The organism is Dysgonomonas sp. HGC4 (genome assembly GCF_001261715.1).
In the GTDB taxonomy this organism is placed as follows: Bacteria; Bacteroidota; Bacteroidia; order Bacteroidales; family Dysgonomonadaceae; genus Dysgonomonas_A.
The window spans coordinates 46,670-67,699 of sequence record NZ_CVRU01000163.1; the positions used below are offsets into that span (position 1 = coordinate 46,670).

At 37.8% G+C, this 21,030-nt stretch carries 8 protein-coding genes; 7 read left to right on the forward strand and 1 reads right to left on the reverse strand.

Annotation, left to right across the window (positions count from 1 at the left end):
• The first annotated feature begins 63 nt into the window (after positions 1-63).
• The 6 genes from HGC4_RS15990 to HGC4_RS16015 all read left to right on the forward strand — a co-directional run bounded on the left by HGC4_RS15990 (position 64) and on the right by HGC4_RS16015 (position 17,957).
• On the forward strand, positions 64-4,515 hold the full coding sequence (locus HGC4_RS15990) for a beta-d-glucuronidase/beta-L-arabinofuranosidase (protein ID WP_050711142.1): 4,452 nt from the start codon (positions 64-66) through the stop codon (positions 4,513-4,515).
• A 34-nt stretch (positions 4,516-4,549) separates the two neighbouring features.
• Entirely contained in the window at positions 4,550-7,807 is a 3,258-nt protein-coding gene (locus HGC4_RS15995) for a beta-galactosidase, LacZ type (protein ID WP_050711143.1), read from the forward strand.
• Positions 7,808-7,891: 84 nt separating this feature from the next.
• Positions 7,892-10,762 carry a glycoside hydrolase family 2 TIM barrel-domain containing protein gene (locus HGC4_RS16000; RefSeq protein ID WP_082204212.1) on the forward strand — a complete coding sequence of 957 codons (2,871 nt, stop codon included), beginning with the start codon at positions 7,892-7,894 and terminating at the stop codon, positions 10,760-10,762.
• A 4-nt stretch (positions 10,763-10,766) separates the two neighbouring features.
• Positions 10,767-14,147: a glycosyl hydrolase gene (locus HGC4_RS16005; protein WP_050711144.1), complete on the forward strand. Its 3,381-nt coding sequence runs from the start codon at positions 10,767-10,769 to the stop codon at positions 14,145-14,147.
• A 25-nt stretch (positions 14,148-14,172) separates the two neighbouring features.
• Positions 14,173-15,606, forward strand: a complete 1,434-nt coding sequence (locus tag HGC4_RS16010) for a sialate O-acetylesterase (RefSeq protein WP_050711145.1) — start codon at positions 14,173-14,175, stop codon at positions 15,604-15,606.
• A gap of 101 nt (positions 15,607-15,707) precedes the next feature.
• Positions 15,708-17,957, forward strand: coding sequence for a DUF5703 domain-containing protein (locus HGC4_RS16015; RefSeq protein WP_050711146.1), 2,250 nt, complete (start codon positions 15,708-15,710; stop codon positions 17,955-17,957).
• Positions 17,958-18,013: 56 nt separating this feature from the next.
• Here the strand turns inward: HGC4_RS16015 and HGC4_RS16020 are convergent, their stop codons facing one another.
• Complete coding sequence (locus tag HGC4_RS16020) at positions 18,014-18,874, reverse strand: AraC family transcriptional regulator (RefSeq protein ID WP_050711147.1); 861 nt, start codon at positions 18,872-18,874, stop codon at positions 18,014-18,016.
• A gap of 253 nt (positions 18,875-19,127) precedes the next feature.
• Between HGC4_RS16020 and fucI the strand changes: the two genes are divergently transcribed.
• Positions 19,128-20,915 carry an L-fucose isomerase gene (gene fucI, locus HGC4_RS16025; RefSeq protein WP_050711148.1) on the forward strand — a complete coding sequence of 596 codons (1,788 nt, stop codon included), beginning with the start codon at positions 19,128-19,130 and terminating at the stop codon, positions 20,913-20,915.
• Positions 20,916-21,030 lie beyond the last annotated feature (115 nt).

Sequence of the window (21,030 nt, forward strand, 5' to 3'; positions counted from 1 at the left end):
ACCCCGTATAGAACAGACAAATAAGTCTGCCCCTATGGATAAAAGTATTTCAAAAAACTTACTATGAAGAAAATATTTGCTACCATACTGTTATGCATTACCTATATATCGTTGCTGTCTGCACAAAAGACAGTAACTAAAGATGTAATGCAGAAAATTTACGAAGAAGTAAAAACTCCGTTTAAATATGGGCTTGTACTTGCTCCTTCCGATAACAAACATAAGATGGATTGCCCTACCGTTTTTCGAGAAAATGGAAAATGGTATATGTCATATCTAGTTTATGACGGAAAATCGGGCAAAGACGGACGCGGATATGAGACATGGTTAGCTGAAAGCGACGATCTTTTGCAATGGAAAACACTTGGTAGAATAATGTCTTTCCCTCAGATTGGAAGTGGCAGATGGGACGAGAATCAACGTGGAGGATATATTTCCCTCATAGATTACGAATGGGGCGGAAGTTATAAAGCTCAGAAATTCGATAATAAATATTGGTTATCATACTTTGGAGGCATTGGTCAAGGATACGAACAAGGAAGACTAGAAGAAGGTATTGCTTACACTGATGGAGATATAACCAAAGCTCACGAATGGAAATACTTGGATAAACCGGTTCTCTCTCCTCTTGATCCCAATAAAGGGTGGTGGGAAAACATTACACAATACAAATCGTCTGTTATTTGGGATAAGAAAAAGACATTGGGCTATCCTTTCATTATGTATTACAATGCCGGCGGTATCAATCCTGCCAATAATGTAAAAGCTGAACGCATAGGTATTGCACTGTCAAAAGATATGGTTAACTGGAAACGCTACAAAGGCAATCCGATAGTTAACCATGAAGAGGGCATTACAGGCGACGGTGTGATACAAAAAATAGGCGATGTATATGTGATGTTCTATTTCAGTGCTTTCCGCAAAGATCGCCCTTATAAAGCATTCAATACATTTGCTTGTTCGTATGATTTAGTCAACTGGACCGATTGGGACGGTGAAGACTTGATTATACCATCTGAAAAATATGATAATCTTTTTGCTCACAAATCGTTCGTTGTAAAATGGGATGGAACTGTATATCACTTCTATTGTGGAGTGAATGAGAATGATCAACGGGCAATCGCCGTAGCTACATCTAAAGATTTAGGTAAGAGTCTTATTCGTTTTCCAAAACCCGACAAAGAAACTTTCAGAAAAGAGTTTTCTTTGAATGAAGGTTGGAAAACGATAGTAAACGAAACAGACAGAGATGCACACAAAGGATTTGAAAATCCGCTTTATAACGATACTCAATGGGAACGTGTAAGTGTTCCTCACAATTGGGACAAATACGAGGGTATCCGACGCCTGAAGCATGGAAATAAACACGGATATTCTTGGTACAGAAAAGATTTCAATATAGAAAAACAAGGCGAAAATAAAAGATACTTTTTATATTTTGAAGGTGTAGGCTCGTATGCAACTGTATTTGTAAATGGTAAAAAAGTGGGTTACCATGCAGGTGGTCGTACCACATTCACTTTAGATGTAACAGACGTTGTCAACTTCGACCGTCCTAATACATTAGCGGTGCAGGCAGACCATCCATCTATGATCTCCGATTTGCCCTGGGTATGCGGAGGTTGTTCGTCAGAATGGGGTTTCTCTGAAGGTTCTCAACCTATGGGTATTTTCCGACCTGTAACATTAGTGGTTACAGATGAAGTGAGAATAGAACCTTTCGGTGTTCATGCATGGAATAACGAACCCACTGGTAATAGTAAAAAGATATTTACGCTAAATGTAAATACAGAAGTCAAAAATTATAGTTCAAGAGAGCGTACTTTCGAGGTAATTCAAAAACTGGTTAACAAAGATGGCATTCAGGTAGAGCGTATTACCGATAAAGTAATCTTAAAACCCAACGAAATAAAAACTATCAGTCAAAAGAGTAAAGATATCGAAAATCCACATTTGTGGGATACCGAAAATCCGTATCTCTACAAACTGATTACAATGATAAAAGAAGACGGGAAAACCATCGACCAAGAGACTACCGCTTATGGTTTTCGTTGGGTTTCGTGGCCTATCTATCGTACAGATGGTGACCAGCGATTCTATTTGAATGGTAAGCCTGTTTTTCTAAATGGAGTTTGCGAATACGAACACATGTTGGGAGACAGCCATGCTTTCAGTGAAGATCAGATACTATCACGTATCAGTCAGATGAAAGCAGCAGGATTTAATGCCTTTCGAGATGCTCACCAACCGCACAACCTTATCTATCAGAATATGTGGGATAAAACAGGTATGTTTTTCTGGACTCAGTTATCCGCTCATGTATGCTACGATACCCCTGAATTCAGAGAGAACTTCAAAAACAACCTTCGCGAATGGGTAAAAGAAAGACGTTCGTGTCCATCAGTTGTTCTGTGGGGATTGCAAAACGAAAGCACACTACCCGAAGATTTTGCCAAAGAATGTACTGATATTATCCGTGAGATGGATCCTACTTCACCATCACAACGTTTAGTTACTACTTGTAATGGAGGCTCGGGAACGGATTGGAATGTAGTACAAAACTGGTCGGGAACTTATGGAGGCGATCCTTATAAATATGACAAAGAGCTTAGTAAAAAAGAGCAACTACTCAACGGTGAATACGGTGCTTGGAGAAGCATCGGATTACATGCTGAAGGAGGTTTTAAGCAAGATGGAATTTGGAGTGAAGACCGAATGACACAACTCCTGGAAATGAAAATCCGTTTAGCAGAACAAGCCAAAGACAGTGTTTGCGGGCAGTTCCAATGGATATACAGTTCGCATGATAATCCCGGGAGAATACAGAACGAAGAAGGGTTTCGGGATATAGACCGTATAGGACCTTTCAATTATAAAGGTTTAGTCACACCATGGGAAGAACCTTTGGATGTATATTACATGTACCGTTCTAATTATGTATCGAAAGAAGAAGCACCAATGGTCTATCTGGTTTCTCATACTTGGAATCACCGATGGACAGAAGCAGGCAAAAAAGACAGTATCATTGTATATTCGAATTGCGACGAAGTAGAACTTTTCAACGATGTAAAATCCATTTCGCTAGGTAAACGCACCAGAGGCGGAATAGGCACACATTTTCAGTGGGATAATGTAGACATTCGTTACAATGTACTTTATGCAGTAGGCTATGTTGATGGAAAAGCTGTTACAGAAGATTATATTGTTCTGGAAAACCTACCTCAATCGCCCGATTTCGACAAATTATATAAGAATGTCACCAATCAAACTTTACCCGAAAAGGGATATAATTACATATACCGTGTCAATTGCGGAGGAGGTGGTTTTACAGACGAAAACGGAAACCTCTGGGCTGCAGATGTTCATAAAAAAGGCGGAAACTATTGGGGTTCTCTTTCGTGGACAGATCAATTTGGCAATCTTCCTAATTTTTTAGCTTCTCAACGAGTTACTAAAGACCCGATTGAAGGCACTAAGGATTGGGAATTATTTCAAACTTTCCGCTATGGTCGAAACAAACTTAAATATCAATTTCCCCTACCCGATGGAGAGTATTTGGTAGAAATGTATTTTATCGAACCTTGGTGGGGAACGGATAGAAGCATGGACTGTGAAGGCTACCGCATCTTTGACGTGGCAATAAGTGGAGATACTGTTCTGAAAAGTCTGGATATTTGGAAAGAAGCAGGACACGACAAACTACTTAAAAAGATTGTAAAAGCATCTGCTAAAAATGGTATTCTAGAAATATACTTTCCGAATACTACGGCAGGGCAAGCTATCCTTTCGGCTGTTGCAATTGCATCTACGAACAATACTATTAAAGCTGCACCGCAATCTCCTCAATTGGTTACTAACGTAAAAGGAGGTACGCAAAAATCGTGGCTTGATACAGGTAAAGAGTTTAAAACACTTCCTCCATTATTATATGGGGCAGAGTATATAATTCCGAACAAAGACTCTAAAGAAATCAGTTTTAGTTTGACTGACAATGCTGATATTTATATCAAAGAAGATACAGGTTTTGTAAAGAAATCATATCCTAAAAATCAGTCGATCATAATCAGCGGAAACAAATATATTGTAGCCATTCCTCAAATCAATTGGATAGAAGAACCTAATCTTCGCCCAGAAATCAGTTACGAAGCAGAAGAAGCCATTACCAAAGGAAAAGGCTGGGCAAAAGTTAATCACCGCAAAAAAGACGGAATGAAAATAGTACAAAATGGTGTACATAGCATCACTTGGACTATTTCACCCGGATTGGCGGGGGTGTATGCTCTTCGTTTCAAGTATATGAATGTGACTAAAGAACCCATTATTGCTAAAATTCAAGTATTTGCTTCGGATGACAGAGTGATGCGTGAAGATAACATACAATTCCCATCTGCTCCCGAAAAATGGCGTATGGTAAGTACCACTACAGGAGCTTATATTAATGCAGGGCATTACAGGGTGGTGATTAGTGGAGATAATCTTAACGGACTTTGGTTCGATGGTTTAGACATGCAGTGAAGGTTGCAGACCTTTTTATTATAATTCACTTAAGATGAAAAGAATTTTAATTATAGCCACTTTCGTAGCATCGGCATTTTCGGGTTTCGCACAATACGAGAAACCTGATTGGGAAAACTTGTCAATATTGGGGATAAACAGAGAAGATGCAAGAGCTGATTTTGTACCCTTTGCCGATACTCAACAAGCACTGTCGGGCAATAGGGAAAAATCTCCTTATTTTGTATTACTTAACGGAAACTGGAAATTCCATTGGGTAAATACACCCGACAAAAGACCTCTGAACTTCTATCAAACAAATTTCAATGATAGTCAATGGAAAACCATTTCTGTTCCCTCCAATTGGGAGATGCAAGGATATGGTACACCTATTTATGTAAGTGCAGGATACCCCTTTAAAATAGACCCTCCCCGTGTGATGGGCGAACCTAAAGCCGACTACACGGCGTTTAAAGAACGAAATCCCGTAGGTTCATACAGGCATTTGTTCGACTTACCTCTAAACTGGAATGGGCGTCGAACATTTATTCATTTTGCAGGAGTACAAAGTGCATTTTATCTGTGGATCAACGGCAAAAAGGTAGGATATAGTCAGGGAAGCATGGAACCTGCCGAATTTGATATTACAGACTACGTTCAAAAAGGAAAGAATCAATTGGCAGTAGAAGTGTATCGCTGGTGTGATGGAAGCTATCTAGAAGATCAAGACATGTGGCGAACAAGCGGCATTCACAGAGAAGTGTTTCTATACTCGACTAGTGATGTCCGTATTTCCGATTTTGCGGTAAGAACTGTTTTAGACAAAGACTACAAAGATGCAAGTCTGCAAATAAAACCCGAACTGAAATCGTATAAAGGAAATAAACTCGAAGGTTGGAACATCGAAGCGCAATTGTATGATGCGCAAAAAAAGCCTGTATTTATAGATGCTCTGAGACAAGATGCCCTACCCATACTTAATGCGGATTACAAAGCGGCAATAATGAATGATAGAGCACCTCAGCGTGGACCTGCCAAATTTGCTTGGTTGGAAGCGAATGTGTCTAATCCATTGAAATGGACAGCTGAAACACCCAATTTATATACTCTCGTTCTTAGTTTAAAAAATGATAAAAACGAAGTAGTTGAAATGGTTCGTACTCAAGTCGGTTTTCGTAGTGTAGAAATAAAAGACGGTCAAGTTTTAGTGAATGGGAACCCTATTCGCTTACGAGGAGTAAACCGTCACGAACACGACCCTGCAACAGGTCGAAGCATTAGCTACGAAAGAATGAAACAGGATATTATTCTAATGAAGCAAGCTAATATAAATGCCGTTCGTACATCTCATTATCCTAATAATACACAGTGGTACGAGCTCTGCAATAAATACGGAATGTATGTAATAGACGAAGCCGACATAGAAGAACACGGCTTAAGAGGGCAACTGGCAAACGATCCTGCTTGGCATGCTGCATTTATGGATAGAGCTGTTAGAATGGCTGAGAGAGACAAAAATTATCCTTCAATAATATGTTGGTCGATGGGTAATGAGGCTGGTTACGGTCCTAATTTTGCCGCTATATCAGCTTGGCTGAAAGACTTCGATCCTACTCGATTTATTCATTATGAAGGAGCGCAAGGTACACCCACAGACCCTAAAACGGTAGATGTAATTAGTCGTTTTTATCCACGTGTACAGCAAGAATATCTCAATCCAAATATCAAAGAAGGAGAAGACAAAGAACGTGCAGAAAATGCCCGTTGGGAAAGACTGTTGAGTATTGCACAAGATACTGTTGACAATCGCCCCGTACTTACCAGTGAATACGCTCATGCGATGGGAAATGCCCTAGGCAATTTTAAAGAGTATTGGGATGAGATCTATTCTAATAAACGAATGTTAGGCGGATTTATATGGGACTGGGTAGACCAAGGGTTATATAAAACCGACGAAAACGGCATTCGCTTTATGGCTTACGGTGGAGACTTCGGAGATAAACCCAACCTAAAAGCATTTTGCTTTAACGGAATTGTATTTGGAGAACGTGAAACTACGCCTAAATACTTTGAAGTAAAAAAAGTATATCAACCTATACTTATTGAGCCTTTGGTTTTAAATAAAAATAAAGCATCGTTCTATATAACAAATCGCAATCATCACATAAATCTTAATGAATATGAAATGAAGTGGCAGATAATTACTGAAGGAGACACTATACAAAAAGGAGTTATCCCTAATCTAAATATTGCGGCAGGAGCGCAACGAGATATACAACTCCCCATACAAGCTATAAAAGTTAAGCCGAATTCAGACTATTGGTTACGGGTAAGTTTTCACCTGAAAGAAAATATTCTTTGGGCAGATAAAGGATTCGAAATAGGCTTTGAACAATTTGATCTAAATATTAGAGAAGATGCAGCTGTATTAAAAGATAAAACACCTATCTCTAAAATTGATAAATATGCTGATAGAATTGAAGTTCAAGGAAAAAGATTCTCGACTGTATTTGATTTACAAAAAGGAAACTTATCTTCTCTTATATATAATGGAAAAGAAATGATTGTTTCTGCTCCTATTTTTCAGGGATACCGTGCTCCTGTTGACAACGATAAAGGTTTTGGTAATTGGTTGGCAAAAGACTGGAAACAACAAGGATTAGATAGTTTAAAACGAATAGTAAAATCAGCTGAAATAATTGAAGAGAACAGCTCATACATCAAAATAAAAACCATTGCCGAAAGTTTTTCTAAAAATGGAAAGTTTACTCATGAATGTATCTGGAAAATAAATGGTGACGGAAGTATAGAGGTCAACAACAAATTTACCCCATCAGGAGATTTACCCGAACTACCCCGATTAGGAGTAGTTATGTCTTTAAACTCTGATTTAGAAAACATAAAATGGTATGGTCATGGTCCTTTCGAAAATTATTCGGATCGTAAGACTAGTACCCCCCTTGGTATATATTCAAGTACTGTTACAGATCAATATATACCCTACCCTCATCCACAGGAAACAGGAAATAAAGAAGGGATAAAGTGGATAAATCTAACCGATAAAAACAGAAAAGGTATCTCAATAACTCGCCTATCTGAAACCATGTCGGGCTCAGCGTTACATTTTACAGCAGAAGATTTAGATACTGCAACTCATGCTTATCTTTTGAAACCAAGAGAAGAAGTAGTACTATCTCTAGATGCTATTATGTTAGGTTTAGGAAACAGTAGTTGTGGACCGGGTGTATTAAAGAAATATGCCATCGAGAAAAAAACGTACAAATTAAATTTCGTTATTAAACCTCTAAATTAAGTAGATAAAAGTATTTAATGAAATGCTTTCGAAAGTAATAAAAAGGTCTGAGACCTTAATAACAATAGAACTCTATATTAGACTATGAAAAAAAGAAACCTCTTATTCCAATTTATGCTATTCTGCGGCATTTTGGCCTCACAATGTATAAATGCACAAAATAAAGTCCAGCCTTTTCATCCTACCGAAACTGGCATACAATATTTATCAGGCACAGGATCAGATGATACTGTCGATTGGGAGTTTTTCTGTACTGATGGACGTAACAGCGGTAAATGGACAACTATTCCCGTTCCATCCTGCTGGGAATTACAAGGCTTCGGTACATATCAATACGGAATGCCTTTTTACGGCAAAGCTAATCCTCCGGGAATAGCAAACGAACAAGGTAAATATAAATACAAATTCAAGCTACCCAAAGAATGGGAAGGCAGAACTGTACGTATTGTTTTTGATGGAGTGATGACCGATGTAGAAGCACTAATCAATGGTCGTCGATGTGGTAATTTGCATCAAGGAGCTTTTTATCGCTTCAAGAGCGATGTTAGCGACCGTATATTTTTTGGAGATAAAGAAAATGTATTAGAACTCACTGTTAGTAAAGAATCTGCCAACCCCAGCGTGAATATGGCTGAAAGACGTGCCGATTATTGGAACTTTGGAGGCATTTTCCGTCCTGTGTTTGTAGAAGCACTTCCTGCCGAATTCATCGATCGTACAGCAATTGATGCAGATGCAGACGGTAGTTTCTATGCAGATGTATTTCTAGGCTTAGCAATGGGCAACAATACTAAGGTAGTTGCCGAATTGACCGACATAAACGGAAAATCAATCGGTAAAAGCACAGAAACTCCCATTTCAGGAGGTTCAGACAAAGCAATAATAAAGACAAAATTGGATAATATAAAGAATTGGACACCTGAAACGCCCAATCTGTATTATGCTAAGTTTTCATTGATACAAGACAATAAAGTACTACATACTGTTACTGAACGCTTCGGATTCCGCACTATTGAAGTTCGTCCAAGTGATGGTTTATATATAAACGGTCAAAAAGTTATAATAAAAGGAGTTAACCGCCATAGCTTCCGTCCCGAAACAGGAAGAACTCTGAGTAAAAAAGATAATTATGATGATGTAAAACTCATCAAAGAAATGAATATGAATGCCGTTCGTCTATCTCATTATCCATCAGATCCTGATTTCTTAAAAGCATGTGATGAATTGGGATTATACGTGATGGTAGAGCTTGCAGGGTGGCATGGAAAGTACGACAGCAATGTAGGAGCAAAACTTATTCACGAAATGGTGAAAAGAGATGTAAACCATCCATCAGTAACATGGTGGGCCAATGGTAACGAAGGAGGTCACAATCTTGAAATAGACAAAGAGTTTGCACCGCTCGATCCTCAAAAAAGACCCGTTTTGCATCCACAGAAAAACTTTGGAGGATTTGAAACTATGCATTATCGTTCCTATGGCGAAAGTCAGGAATATATGCGTTTACCCGAAATTTTTATGCCTACCGAATTTCTTCATGCCCTTTATGATGGTGGAGCTGGTGCAGGTCTTTGGGATTATTGGGAGATGATGCGCAAACACCCTCGTTGTGCAGGTGGTTTTATATGGATGTTTGCAGATGAAGGAGTCGTAAGAACCGATCAGAACGGACGTATTGATAATGTGGGCAATTATGGTGCAGATGGTATCGTAGGGCCTCACCACGAAAAAGAAGGAAGCTTCTATACCGTGAAACAAGTATGGTCACCCGTACAAATAATGAATACTACCCTACCCGATAACTTTGACGGTACATTTACAGTCGAGAATAGATATGACTTTACCAATCTTAAAGATTGTCGTTTTGTATGGACACTTAAATCGTTTGATGATCAAGAAAAAATAATAAAAACAGGAGATATAAGGGGTGTTGATATTGCTCCACATACTTCGGGTACATTTAAAGTCAATCTCCCCTCTGATTGGCAGAATGCAGGAGCCTTATCACTTACAGTTTATAGCCCAACCAACGAAGAACTTTGGACATGGGATTGGCAATGGAAAAAGCCCAGTGAGTATTATTCGTTCTCTAAAGGAAAAAACAACTTATCGGCAAAAGAAGAAGATGGTAAACTCCTTGTAACAGTAGGTTCAACCCTATTGACTTTCAATACAGAAAATGGAGAACTGAGTTCTGTAAAACAGAATAATAAAGATATATCTTTTGGTAATGGTCCTCGCTTTATAGCAGCTCGCCGTGGCGATCGGTCTATGGATGTTTTCTATAATCATGATGATGCCGAAGCACGAAGCAAAGAACGGATTTACAATGATATTTCGGGCGAAAACAAACTTACTAATTTTACATTTCAGAGTACGCCAGACAGTATCACTATTACTGCCGACTATTTCGGAAATATGCGTCAGGCACATTGGGTTATCAAATCAGATGGAAATATTCGTTTAGATTATAGCTATCAGTATGAAGGAGTCGTAGAATTGATGGGTATAAAATTTGATTACCCCGAAAATCAAGTAATATCGAAGCGATGGTTAGGCGAAGGTCCGTATCGTGTATGGCAAAACCGTATACATGGCTCTAACTTCGGAATATGGGAAAACGATTATAATGATCCTATTCCTGGAGAATCATTTATCTATCCTGAATTTAAGGGTTATTTCAACAATTGGAAATGGGCTGACATTAATACTACCGAGGGTATTATCAGCTTAGGCAATACTAACGAAAATAACTACTTCGGAGTTTATACACCTCGTGATGGACGTGATGTATTATTATATACTATTCCTCAAAGTGGAATCTCTGTATTAAAAGTGATTCCCGCTGTCCGTAATAAAGTAAATTCTACGGACTTAGTAGGTCCATCGTCCCAAGCTCAATGGGTAAGCGGTTTGCAGCAAGGTAGTATTTATCTAAAATTCGAAGCAAAATAAAGTTATGAAAAAAATATATTTTATCTGTTTAATCCTTTGTCTAAACTTAAGCCTAAGCTATGCGCAAGACTTAAGACAATTGTGGACATCTCCTCCCGAAGCATCTAGATCGTGGGTGTTTTGGTATTGGATGAAAGGTGCTGTAACTAAAGAAGGAATCACTGCTGACCTTGAGGCAATGAAAGAAGTAGGAATTGCCGGCGCATACCTGATGCCTATAAAAGGAGTCCCCGAAAAACCTTTTGTTACTCCTATAGTAGAACAACTTAGCCCACTTTGGTGGGAAATGGTCGAATTTGCGTTCAAAGAAGCCGACCGTGTAGGTGTAAAGATCGGATTTCATATCTGTGATGGATTTGCTCTAGCAGGAGGTCCTTGGATTACACCCGAATTATCTATGCAAAAAGTGGTTTGGAAGCAGACAAACATTAAAGGAGGAAAAACGATTAATCAGATGCTTTCTCAACCCGAAAGTTTCGAAGGATATTATAAAGATATTGCGGTATTTGCCTATCCTACTCCACAAGGAGAAGGAGTCTCGACAGAAACAGTAAAACCCAAAGTAACAACGAACATTCCAAATACTGATCCTCAGTTTTTGACAGATAAAAATAGCAAAGAGGTCTTCCGTAGTGAATCACCTTGCTGGATACAATATACATTTGATGAACCATTTACCTGTCGAACAATACAGGTACAAACTCCACCAAGGAGTTTTCAGGGGCAACGCCTAACTATCCAAGCCAGTGATGATGGTGTGAACTTTCGTAAAATAGTACAATTAGAACCACCACGTCAAGGATGGCAAAATGATGATTTTCCTATGACAAGTAGCATACCAAGCACAACTGCTCGCTATTTCCGTTTTTTGTACGATATATCAGGAACCGAGCCGGGAGCAGAAGATTTAGATGCAGCCAAATGGAAACAATCCTTGAAAATAAAAGGGATTTGGTTATCATCCGAAGCACGTATACATCAATATGAAGGTAAAAGTGCACAAGCATGGAGAATAAGTCCTCGCACAACCAATGAGCAAATAACTGCTGATTTGTGCATCAATCCTAAACAATTAATTGATATATCTCAATATGTAGATAAGGATGGAAAATTAAATTGGAAAGCACCCAAAGGAAATTGGACAATACTGCGCATGGGACATACTTCAACAGGGCATACTAATGCCACAGGCGGAAAAGGTATAGGCTTGGAATGTGATAAATTCAATCCCGAAGCTATCCGCTTGCAATTTAACTCTTGGTTTGGAAAAGCTGTGGAAGTGGCAGGCGAAGATTTAGCAGCTCGTGTCTTAAAAGTATTTCATGTAGATAGTTGGGAGTGTGGCAGTCAAAATTGGTCGTCAAATTTTAGGGATGAATTTAAGAAACGCAGAGGTTACGACATATATCCATATCTACCCGTAATGGCAGGTATTCCAATAGAAAATGCCGAAACATCGGAAAGAGTATTATACGATGTACGACAAACCATATCAGAGTTGGTCGTAGACAAATTCTATGCTGTGCTGAAAGAGGAAGCCAACGCTAAAGGAGCCCAATTCAGTGCCGAATGTGTATCGCCTACTATGATGAGCGATGGAATGATGCATTATAAGAATACTGATATCCCTATGGGCGAATATTGGTTGCAAAGTCCTACACATGACAAACCTAACGATGTTTTAGATGCTATTTCAGGAGGACATATCTATGAAAAAAATATCATTCAAGCCGAAGCTTTCACTCAACTCAGAGCAATGTTCGACGAGCATCCTGCCATGCTTAAGGCATTACAAGATAGACATTATGCATTAGGTATTAACCGTCTGAGTTATCACGTAAATGCGCTAAATCCATGGCTAGATCGTAAACCCGGTATGACTTTAGATGGTATAGGATTGTATTTCCAACGAGATCAGACTTGGTGGAAATTGGGTCGTGCTTGGGTAGACTATGCACAACGCTGTCAGGCATTACTCCAATTTGGTAGACCTGTTGTAGATATTGCCGTATTTACGGGAGAAGGGTTTCCTCGCAGGGCAATTCTACCCGATAGACTACTACCGTTTTTACCCGGAATATTCGGAAAAGAAAAAGTGGAATTCGAAAAACAACGTTTGGCTAATATAGGACAGTCTACCCGTCAAATGCCTGTTGGTGTAAATCATTCAGCTAATATAACAGGGGCCGAGGATTGGATAAATCCATTAAGAGGCTATCAATATGATAGTTTTAATCCTGATGTACTTCTTAATTTCGCAAAAGTAGTAGATGGACGTATTGTACTTCCTAATGGCATGAGTTATGCAGCACTTGTTATTCCAGGAAAGCATCCTATGCAACCCAATCCCGAATTCATATCAGAGCAGGTAGCAAATAAGCTTAAAGAGTTTGCTTTGCTAGGTGCTACCTTATTTATGGAGAATGACCTTAGAAGAGAAATATCTAATCAGACTAAAAGTGAAGATAAAATAATAAATTGGACAGAACAAGCTCCTAAAACGAAGAATCTTCCTTTAAATAACGATACATTTCTGAATATTGAACAAGATTTTATAGCTAAAGATTCGGGCTCTGAAGAATATGCACAAGATATAGCTTATACTCATCGACAAGGAGACGGAGTTGATATTTATTTTGTATCCAATCAAACCGATAAAATGAGAGATCTCAATATTTCGTTACGCGTCAGTGGAAAGACACCTGAAATATGGAATCCTGTGACAGGAGAAGTTTCTTCTATATCTACTTCTCATCATTTTAAAGATTCGGGGCATCGCTCAGATTTGCGAATATCATTAGATGCTTATCAGTCTTTATTTATAGTCTTTAAAGAAACAACAAAAGACATAAAAGAAAAAGTAACAAAAGAGGAAATGGGAAGGATTAGCGGCTACTCTCCTAAAAAAGCGTGGACAGTACAATTCGATCCTACACAACGTGGACCTGAAGAGCCTATTATATTTGAAAAACTTGCAGATTGGAGTACAAACTCAGATGATCGTATACGATATTATTCGGGTACAGCTATTTATAAGAATACTGTAAACCTAAAGGCTAACGCAAAAGATAAATTTACCATAGTATTCGACGAAATTTTCAATTTGGCAGAGGTGAAAATTAACGGAAAATCATGTGGTATTCTTTGGACTAAGCCATATAGTTTAGACATTACAGATGCTGTAAAAGATGGAGAGAATACAATAGAGATAGAAGTTGCAAATACATGGGCAAACCGTATTATGGGAGATGAAGATTTTGGAGCAGAAAAAGACGAGAGTAAGAAGATATGGACAAATGCACCTTTCCGTCTACCTGTCAAAGAATTGGTAAAAAGTGGATTAACAGGAAATGTAGTGATTCAAAAGTGGACTCCTATCCATTAATAAAAACCTTAACATTATATAAGTTATGAAGAATATATATATACTATTAATAACCTTTTTTGTCGTTATATCAGTTCACGCAGAACTAAAAACTCCTGCCATTTTCGGTAGAAACATGTTGCTTCAACAAAATACAGAAGTAAATATATGGGGATGGGCTGATAAGGGACAAACAATAACTGTAAGCCCCTCTTGGTCTACTCAAAAGTATGCTGGAAAAGCGGATAATGCTGGAAAGTGGATGATAAAAATTCCTACACCTGCAGCAAGTTATGAGACTTACGAAATAAATATATCTGACAATAAAAATAAGATAACTTTCGATAATATATTGATTGGCGAAGTATGGCTTTGTTCAGGGCAATCGAATATGGAAATGCCTATGAAAGGATTTAAGAACCAGCCTGTACTTGGTGGTAATGAAGCTATCTTAAAGTCTAAAAATAAAAATATACGGCTTATTACCGTAAAAAGAGCCTCCTCTTTAACCTCTCAAAATGACATTATCGGAGAATGGGCAGAAGCAACCCCCGAAACTGTAAAAGAGTTTAGTGCGACAGGCTATTATTATGGCAAATTATTAAATGAAATGTTGGATGTGCCTATTGGATTAATCCTTTCGTCTTGGGGAGGTTCTTCTATTGAAGCGTGGATGAGTAAAGATATGCTTGCTGAATTCAATGACATAAAACTTCCAACAACCAAAGAAGATATGAAAGTACCTAACCGTACTCCAATGGTATTGTACAATAGTATGATCAATCCAATTGCTGGTTATACCATTAAAGGCTGTATTTGGTATCAGGGAGAATCTAACTACGAACGATCAGATCAATACCCTCTGCTTTTCGGAAAAATGGTGAACGAGTGGCGAAAGGTCTGGGGACAAGGTGAATTTCCTTTTTACTATTGCCAGATAGCACCTTATAACTATGCATCTATTTCTACTCCTGATAAACAAGGAGGGAAATTCAATTCTGCATTTTTGAGGGAAGCACAATCTAAATCGGCAATACAAGTTTCCGACGTAGGAATGGTGGTATTGATGGATATTGGAGAAGAAAACTGCATTCACCCTCAAAATAAAAAAACAGGCGGCGAACGCCTTGCTATGATGGCTCTTGGTAAAACCTATGGATTAAAAGGATTTGCATACGAAAGTCCTACATTCAAAGAAATGGTACTCGAAGAAAACAAAGCTATACTTACGTTTGAAAATGCACCAATGTGGCTCACCGCTTTTGGAAAAGAGTTGAAAGAATTTGAGGTTGCAGGAGCAGACAAAGTTTTCTATCCAGCTAAAGCTGAAATTAAACGAAGCAAAGTAGAAGTATTCTCCGATAAGGTTAGTAAACCCGTTGCGGTTAGATACGCTTTCAAAGATTTCGTTGTAGGAGATCTTTTCAGTACAGAAGGACTCCCCCTATCCTCTTTTAGAAGTGATAATTGGGATAAATAAAAAAAGCTAAAGCTTCAACGTTTTAGTATAGATTCAGTAAGCATAGAAATATAACTATGAGATATAGCAATAAATATTTGATATCAATCACATTCTTTTTAATGTTCTGGGTCGTACAATCAATGGCTCAGAATATTTCAGATTACAATATTGTATGGCACAGTCCGAGTAAAAACTCATCGGAGAGTATGCCTTGTGGAGGTGGAGATATAGGAATGAATGTTTGGGTAGAAAACGGAGATGTGCTCTTTTATTTTTCACGAAGCGGTACTTTTGACGAAAACAATACTTTATTGAAACTAGGACGAGTAAGAGTAAGACTTACCCCGAATCCTTTTGGTGGGAATGATTTTAGTCAGGAACTAAAACTTGAAGAAGGTCATATTGTTATCAAAGGAAAAAACAATACTATTTCATCAGACATTCGTATTTGGGCAGATGTTTTTAATCCTGTTATTAATGTAGATATTTCTAACAACCAAAATCTAAAAGTGGAAGTCTTTTATGAAAATTGGCGTTACCAAGACAGATTATTGAGAAAAAACGAAAGTAATCAGAATTCTTATAAATGGGCAGCACCTAAAGATCTGGTTACAAAGAAAGACGAAATTCAATTTGAAGGGGATAAGATTTTATTCTTTCATCAAAATGATAAGCAAACTCTCTTTGATGTAGTTGTTCAGCAACAAGGACTAGAAGCTGTTAAATCAGAAATATTTAACCCAATAAAGAACCTTACTTTCGGTGGAGTTGTTGAAGCTAAAGGCTTTAAAGCATCCGATATATCAACAGGCATTTATGCTGATACGGATTATAAGGCATGGAAATTAGAAAGTAATAAACCAACTAAGAATGCTCAGATAAAAATAAAGCTACATACAGAACAAACAGAGAATATTGATGATTGGAAAACTAAGCTTTATAAGCCTATCGTATCTGATTTAACTAAGAATAAAACCTGGTGGAAAGCTTTTTGGGATAAGAGTTTCATACATATTCAATCTGAGAAAAAAGAGAGTAAAGGTTTCGAAATAGCCCGTAACTTTCAACTTTTTCGTTATATGCTAGGCTGTAATGCATACGGACAATATCCTACTAAATTCAATGGAGGATTATTTACTTATGATCCTGTTCATACAGACAGTACTTTAAATTTTACGCCCGATTTCAGGAAATGGGGAGGTGGCACACACACTGCCCAAAATCAACGGTTAGTTTACTTTCCTATGTTAAGAAGCGGAGATGCGGATATGATGAAACCTCAGTTTGATTTCTACAATCGTATACTTGCCACAGCAGAATTAAGAAGCAAAATCTATTGGGGGCATGAGGGAGCTTGTTTTACAGAGCAAATTGAGAACTTCGGATTACCTAACCCTAGTGAATATGGATGGAAACGTCCTGAATGGTACGACATGGGCATGGAATATAATGCTTGGCTCGAATACCAATGGGATACTGCCCTCGAATTTTGCTTTATGATTCTCGAAACTAAAAGATACACAGATAAGGATATTTCGACATACCTACTACTTATAGAAAGTACACTTCGTTTCTTTGATGAACATTATCAATATCTGGCAAAACAACGAGGACGAAAATCTCTAGATGAACAAGGCAAACTAGTCCTTTATCCGGGGTCGGCTTGCGAGACTTATAAAATGGCTTATAATGCAGCATCTACAGTTGCAGCATTACAAACCGTTAGTTCTCGCTTATTAGAATTGCCCCAAATACAATCTGATACTATTAAGAGTAAATATTTCAAGGAGTTTTTAACTAGAATCCCTGAAATTCGAACACGCGAAATTGACGGACAGACTACCATATCGCCTGCTTGGCTATGGGAGCGAGTTAACAATGTAGAAACACCTCAATTATATCCTGTTTTCCCGTGGGGTATTTATGGAGTAGGCAAACCCAATTTAGATATTGCTCTCAACACATGGAAATATGATAAGGATGTTATAAAATTCAGAAGTCATGTTGGATGGAAACAAGATGCTATTTGGGCGGCTAGGCTCGGTTTAATTAATGAAGCAAAGGAATTAGTTACAAAGAAGCTCGAAAGTGCTAAGACACGCTTTCCGACATTCTGGGGACCCGGATACGATTGGACTCCCGATCATAATTGGGGAGGAAGTGGAATGATTGCTTTACAAGAGATGTTACTTCAAACAGATGGAGAACGAATATTACTTCTTCCAGCGTGGGATAAATCATGGGATGTACATTTTAAACTTCATGCACCTTACAATACAATTGTGGAATGTAAACTCGAAAATGGTGAAATTACTTTATTGAAAGTAACTCCAGAAAATAGAAGGAAAGATGTAATTGAAGTCTTTTGATACTCATTTTTTAGATATATACTAAGAGAGCCGACAATTATAGTCGGCTCTTTTTGTTACCTATTATATTCCTCTCTATACTGAGTAGGAGTTTTTCCTATATGCTGTTTAAAGATTCTATTGAAATACGATATATTATCTATCGATAGATCAAAAGCAATACTTCGGATAGACATATCCGTAGTTAATAGAAATAGCTGAGCCTTTTCCATTTTCTTCAAATTGATATATTTAGTTGGTGTACAGTTCATCTCTTTCTTAAACAAACGAATAAAATGATCTTCTGTTATACAAGCTATATTCGCCAATTGATCGATAGAAATATCCTTATCTATATTTTCGTGTATATGAAAGAGGCTTTTATTGATACGAATATCTTTATTATTCGATTTCATCTTTATCAATTCGAGAAATTTCGACATCAGCATATAAAGAATGCCCTGTGTCTCAATATTAGAATGCAAAGCCATCTTATTGTTGTTTGCTATATACTGAGAGAATATAGGAGGATTGTCGTACAATTTCGGATCGAAATGATGTAAATACCTATCAGGATTTATTTCCAATAACCGTTGTGTTAATAATAAATCTAAAGAAGAGGCTTCTATTCCGATCGGAAAATCGTATTTATCAAATATGGATTCCTTGTTTAATACCTTTTCATAGAAATGGATATAGTATAGTGAGAAATAACTGTCGCATTCGTTATCGTGTAAAGTAAAGGGAGGTGTTAAATACAAATATCCAGGTTCTAAAATATATGTTTTATCACCAATCTTAGTTCTGGCTTTTCCCTCTTTTACATAATATATACGGGCAAAAGGGCTATGCACATTTTTCCAATTCCAGTTTGCATTAAGTTCAGAATAACCAACGTTGAGCAAAATAAGACTAAGGTCTTCATTAGATTTAAGCATATGGCATATCGTTTTAATATCATACCAAGAATGTGTAAATATACTTATATATAATTAATAACATATAATTCAAATATCAGAATATCGATATTGTATTAGTCGTCTGTCGAAATAGTGAAAGCGTTTCTAATATCTTAAACATATATTTGTCATATAAGTTATACCAATTTCTATTATTAAACCTTATTTATTATAAATGTCTCTAGCTACATAGTATCGGAGAGATTACTTTAACCTAACTATTGTAAATATCATGAAGAAAAACAGATTTCAAGGAGAATGGCCTAAGATCGGAATACGCCCAACTATAGACGGTCGTATGGGTGGTGTACGTGAATCGTTGGAAGTTCAAACTATGAACATGGCCAAAAGTGTAGCTACATTAATATCTGATAATTTAAAATACCCCGATGGTACTCCTGTACAATGTGTAATTGCAGACTCTACTATAGGTCGTGTACCTGAAAGTGCTGCTTGTGCAGAAAAATTCAGAAAAGAAGGTGTAGGTGTTACTATTACCGTTACTCCATGTTGGTGTTATGGTAGTGAGACTATGGATATGGATCCGCATACAGTTAAAGCTGTTTGGGGATTTAATGGAACAGAGCGTCCCGGAGCTGTGTATTTAGCAGCTGTATTAGCCGGACATGCACAAAAAGGATTACCTGCATTTGGTATATATGGTCACGATGTGCAAGAATCATCAGATACTTCTATTCCAAAAGATGTTACCGAAAAATTATTACGCTTTGCCCGTGCCGGAATGGCAGTAGCCACTATGAAAGGTAAATCATACCTATCAATAGGTGCTGTATGTATGGGTATAGCCGGTTCGATTGTGAGTCCAGATTTCTTCGAAGATTATTTAGGCATGCGTTGCGAAGGTATCGACGAAGTGGAAATAATTCGTCGTATGACCGAAGGCATATACGATAAAGAAGAATACGAAAAAGCACTAGCTTGGGCTAAAGCCAACTGCAAAGAAGGCGAAGATATTATCAACCGAAAAGACCTGATAAAAGACAGAGCCGGAAAAGATGCAGACTGGGAGTTTGTTGTAAAGATGGCTATCATTGTCAGAGATTTGATGGTGGGAAATCCAAAACTTAAGGAAATGGGATTTGGAGAAGAAGCTCTGGGACATAATGCTATTGCAGCAGGATTCCAAGGTCAACGCCAATGGACTGATTTCTATCCGAACGGAGACTTTGCAGAAGCAATTCTTAATTCATCTTTCGACTGGACAGGTGTTCGCGCTCCATATATGTTAGCAACAGAAAATGATGCTTTAAATGGAACGGTAATGCTATTCAGTTATTTGTTAACCAACACAGCTCAAATATTTGCCGATGTTCGTACTTATTGGAGCCCTGAGGCTGTAGAACGTGTTACAGGCAAAAAACTCGAAGGAGTAGCAGCTAATGGTATGATTCACTTGATAAACTCAGGTGCTGCAACATTAGATGGTTCGGGTCAGCAATCAGATAAAAATGGTAATCCGGCAATGAAAGCATTTTGGGATATTAGCGAAGCTGAAGCCAAAGCTTGTCTTGATGCAACTACTTGGATGCCTGCCAACCGTGAATATTTCAGAGGAGGTGGCTATTCTTCAAAATTCCTGACAAAAGGTGGTATGCCTTGTACTATGGCTCGTCTGAATTTAATTAAAGGACTTGGTCCTGTACTTCAAATAGCTGAAGGATGGACAGTAGACATTGATCCTGCAATTCATAAAATATTAGATGACAGAACAGATAAAGGCTGGCCTACAACTTGGTTTGTACCTCGTTTAACAGAAGACTCTAACTTCAAAGATGTATATTCTGTTATGAATAATTGGGGAGCCAATCACGGAGCAATCAGTTATGGACATATAGGTGCCGATATAATTACCTTAGCATCAATGCTTCGCATTCCTGTTTCTATGCATAACGTAGATAAAGAAGATGTATTCCGTCCTGCAGTATGGAGTGCTTTTGGAATGGATAAAGAAGGTGCCGATTATCGTGCTTGTAATACTTATGGACCTTTGTATAAATAAGGGCTGAGACCTTATTTCGGTTCATCTGAATACAACTATAATTGCACGTTATGAATTAAAAGTCCGAAGTCAAATTCGAGCTTCACTTTATTAACTGTTAAATAAGAACAAAAGT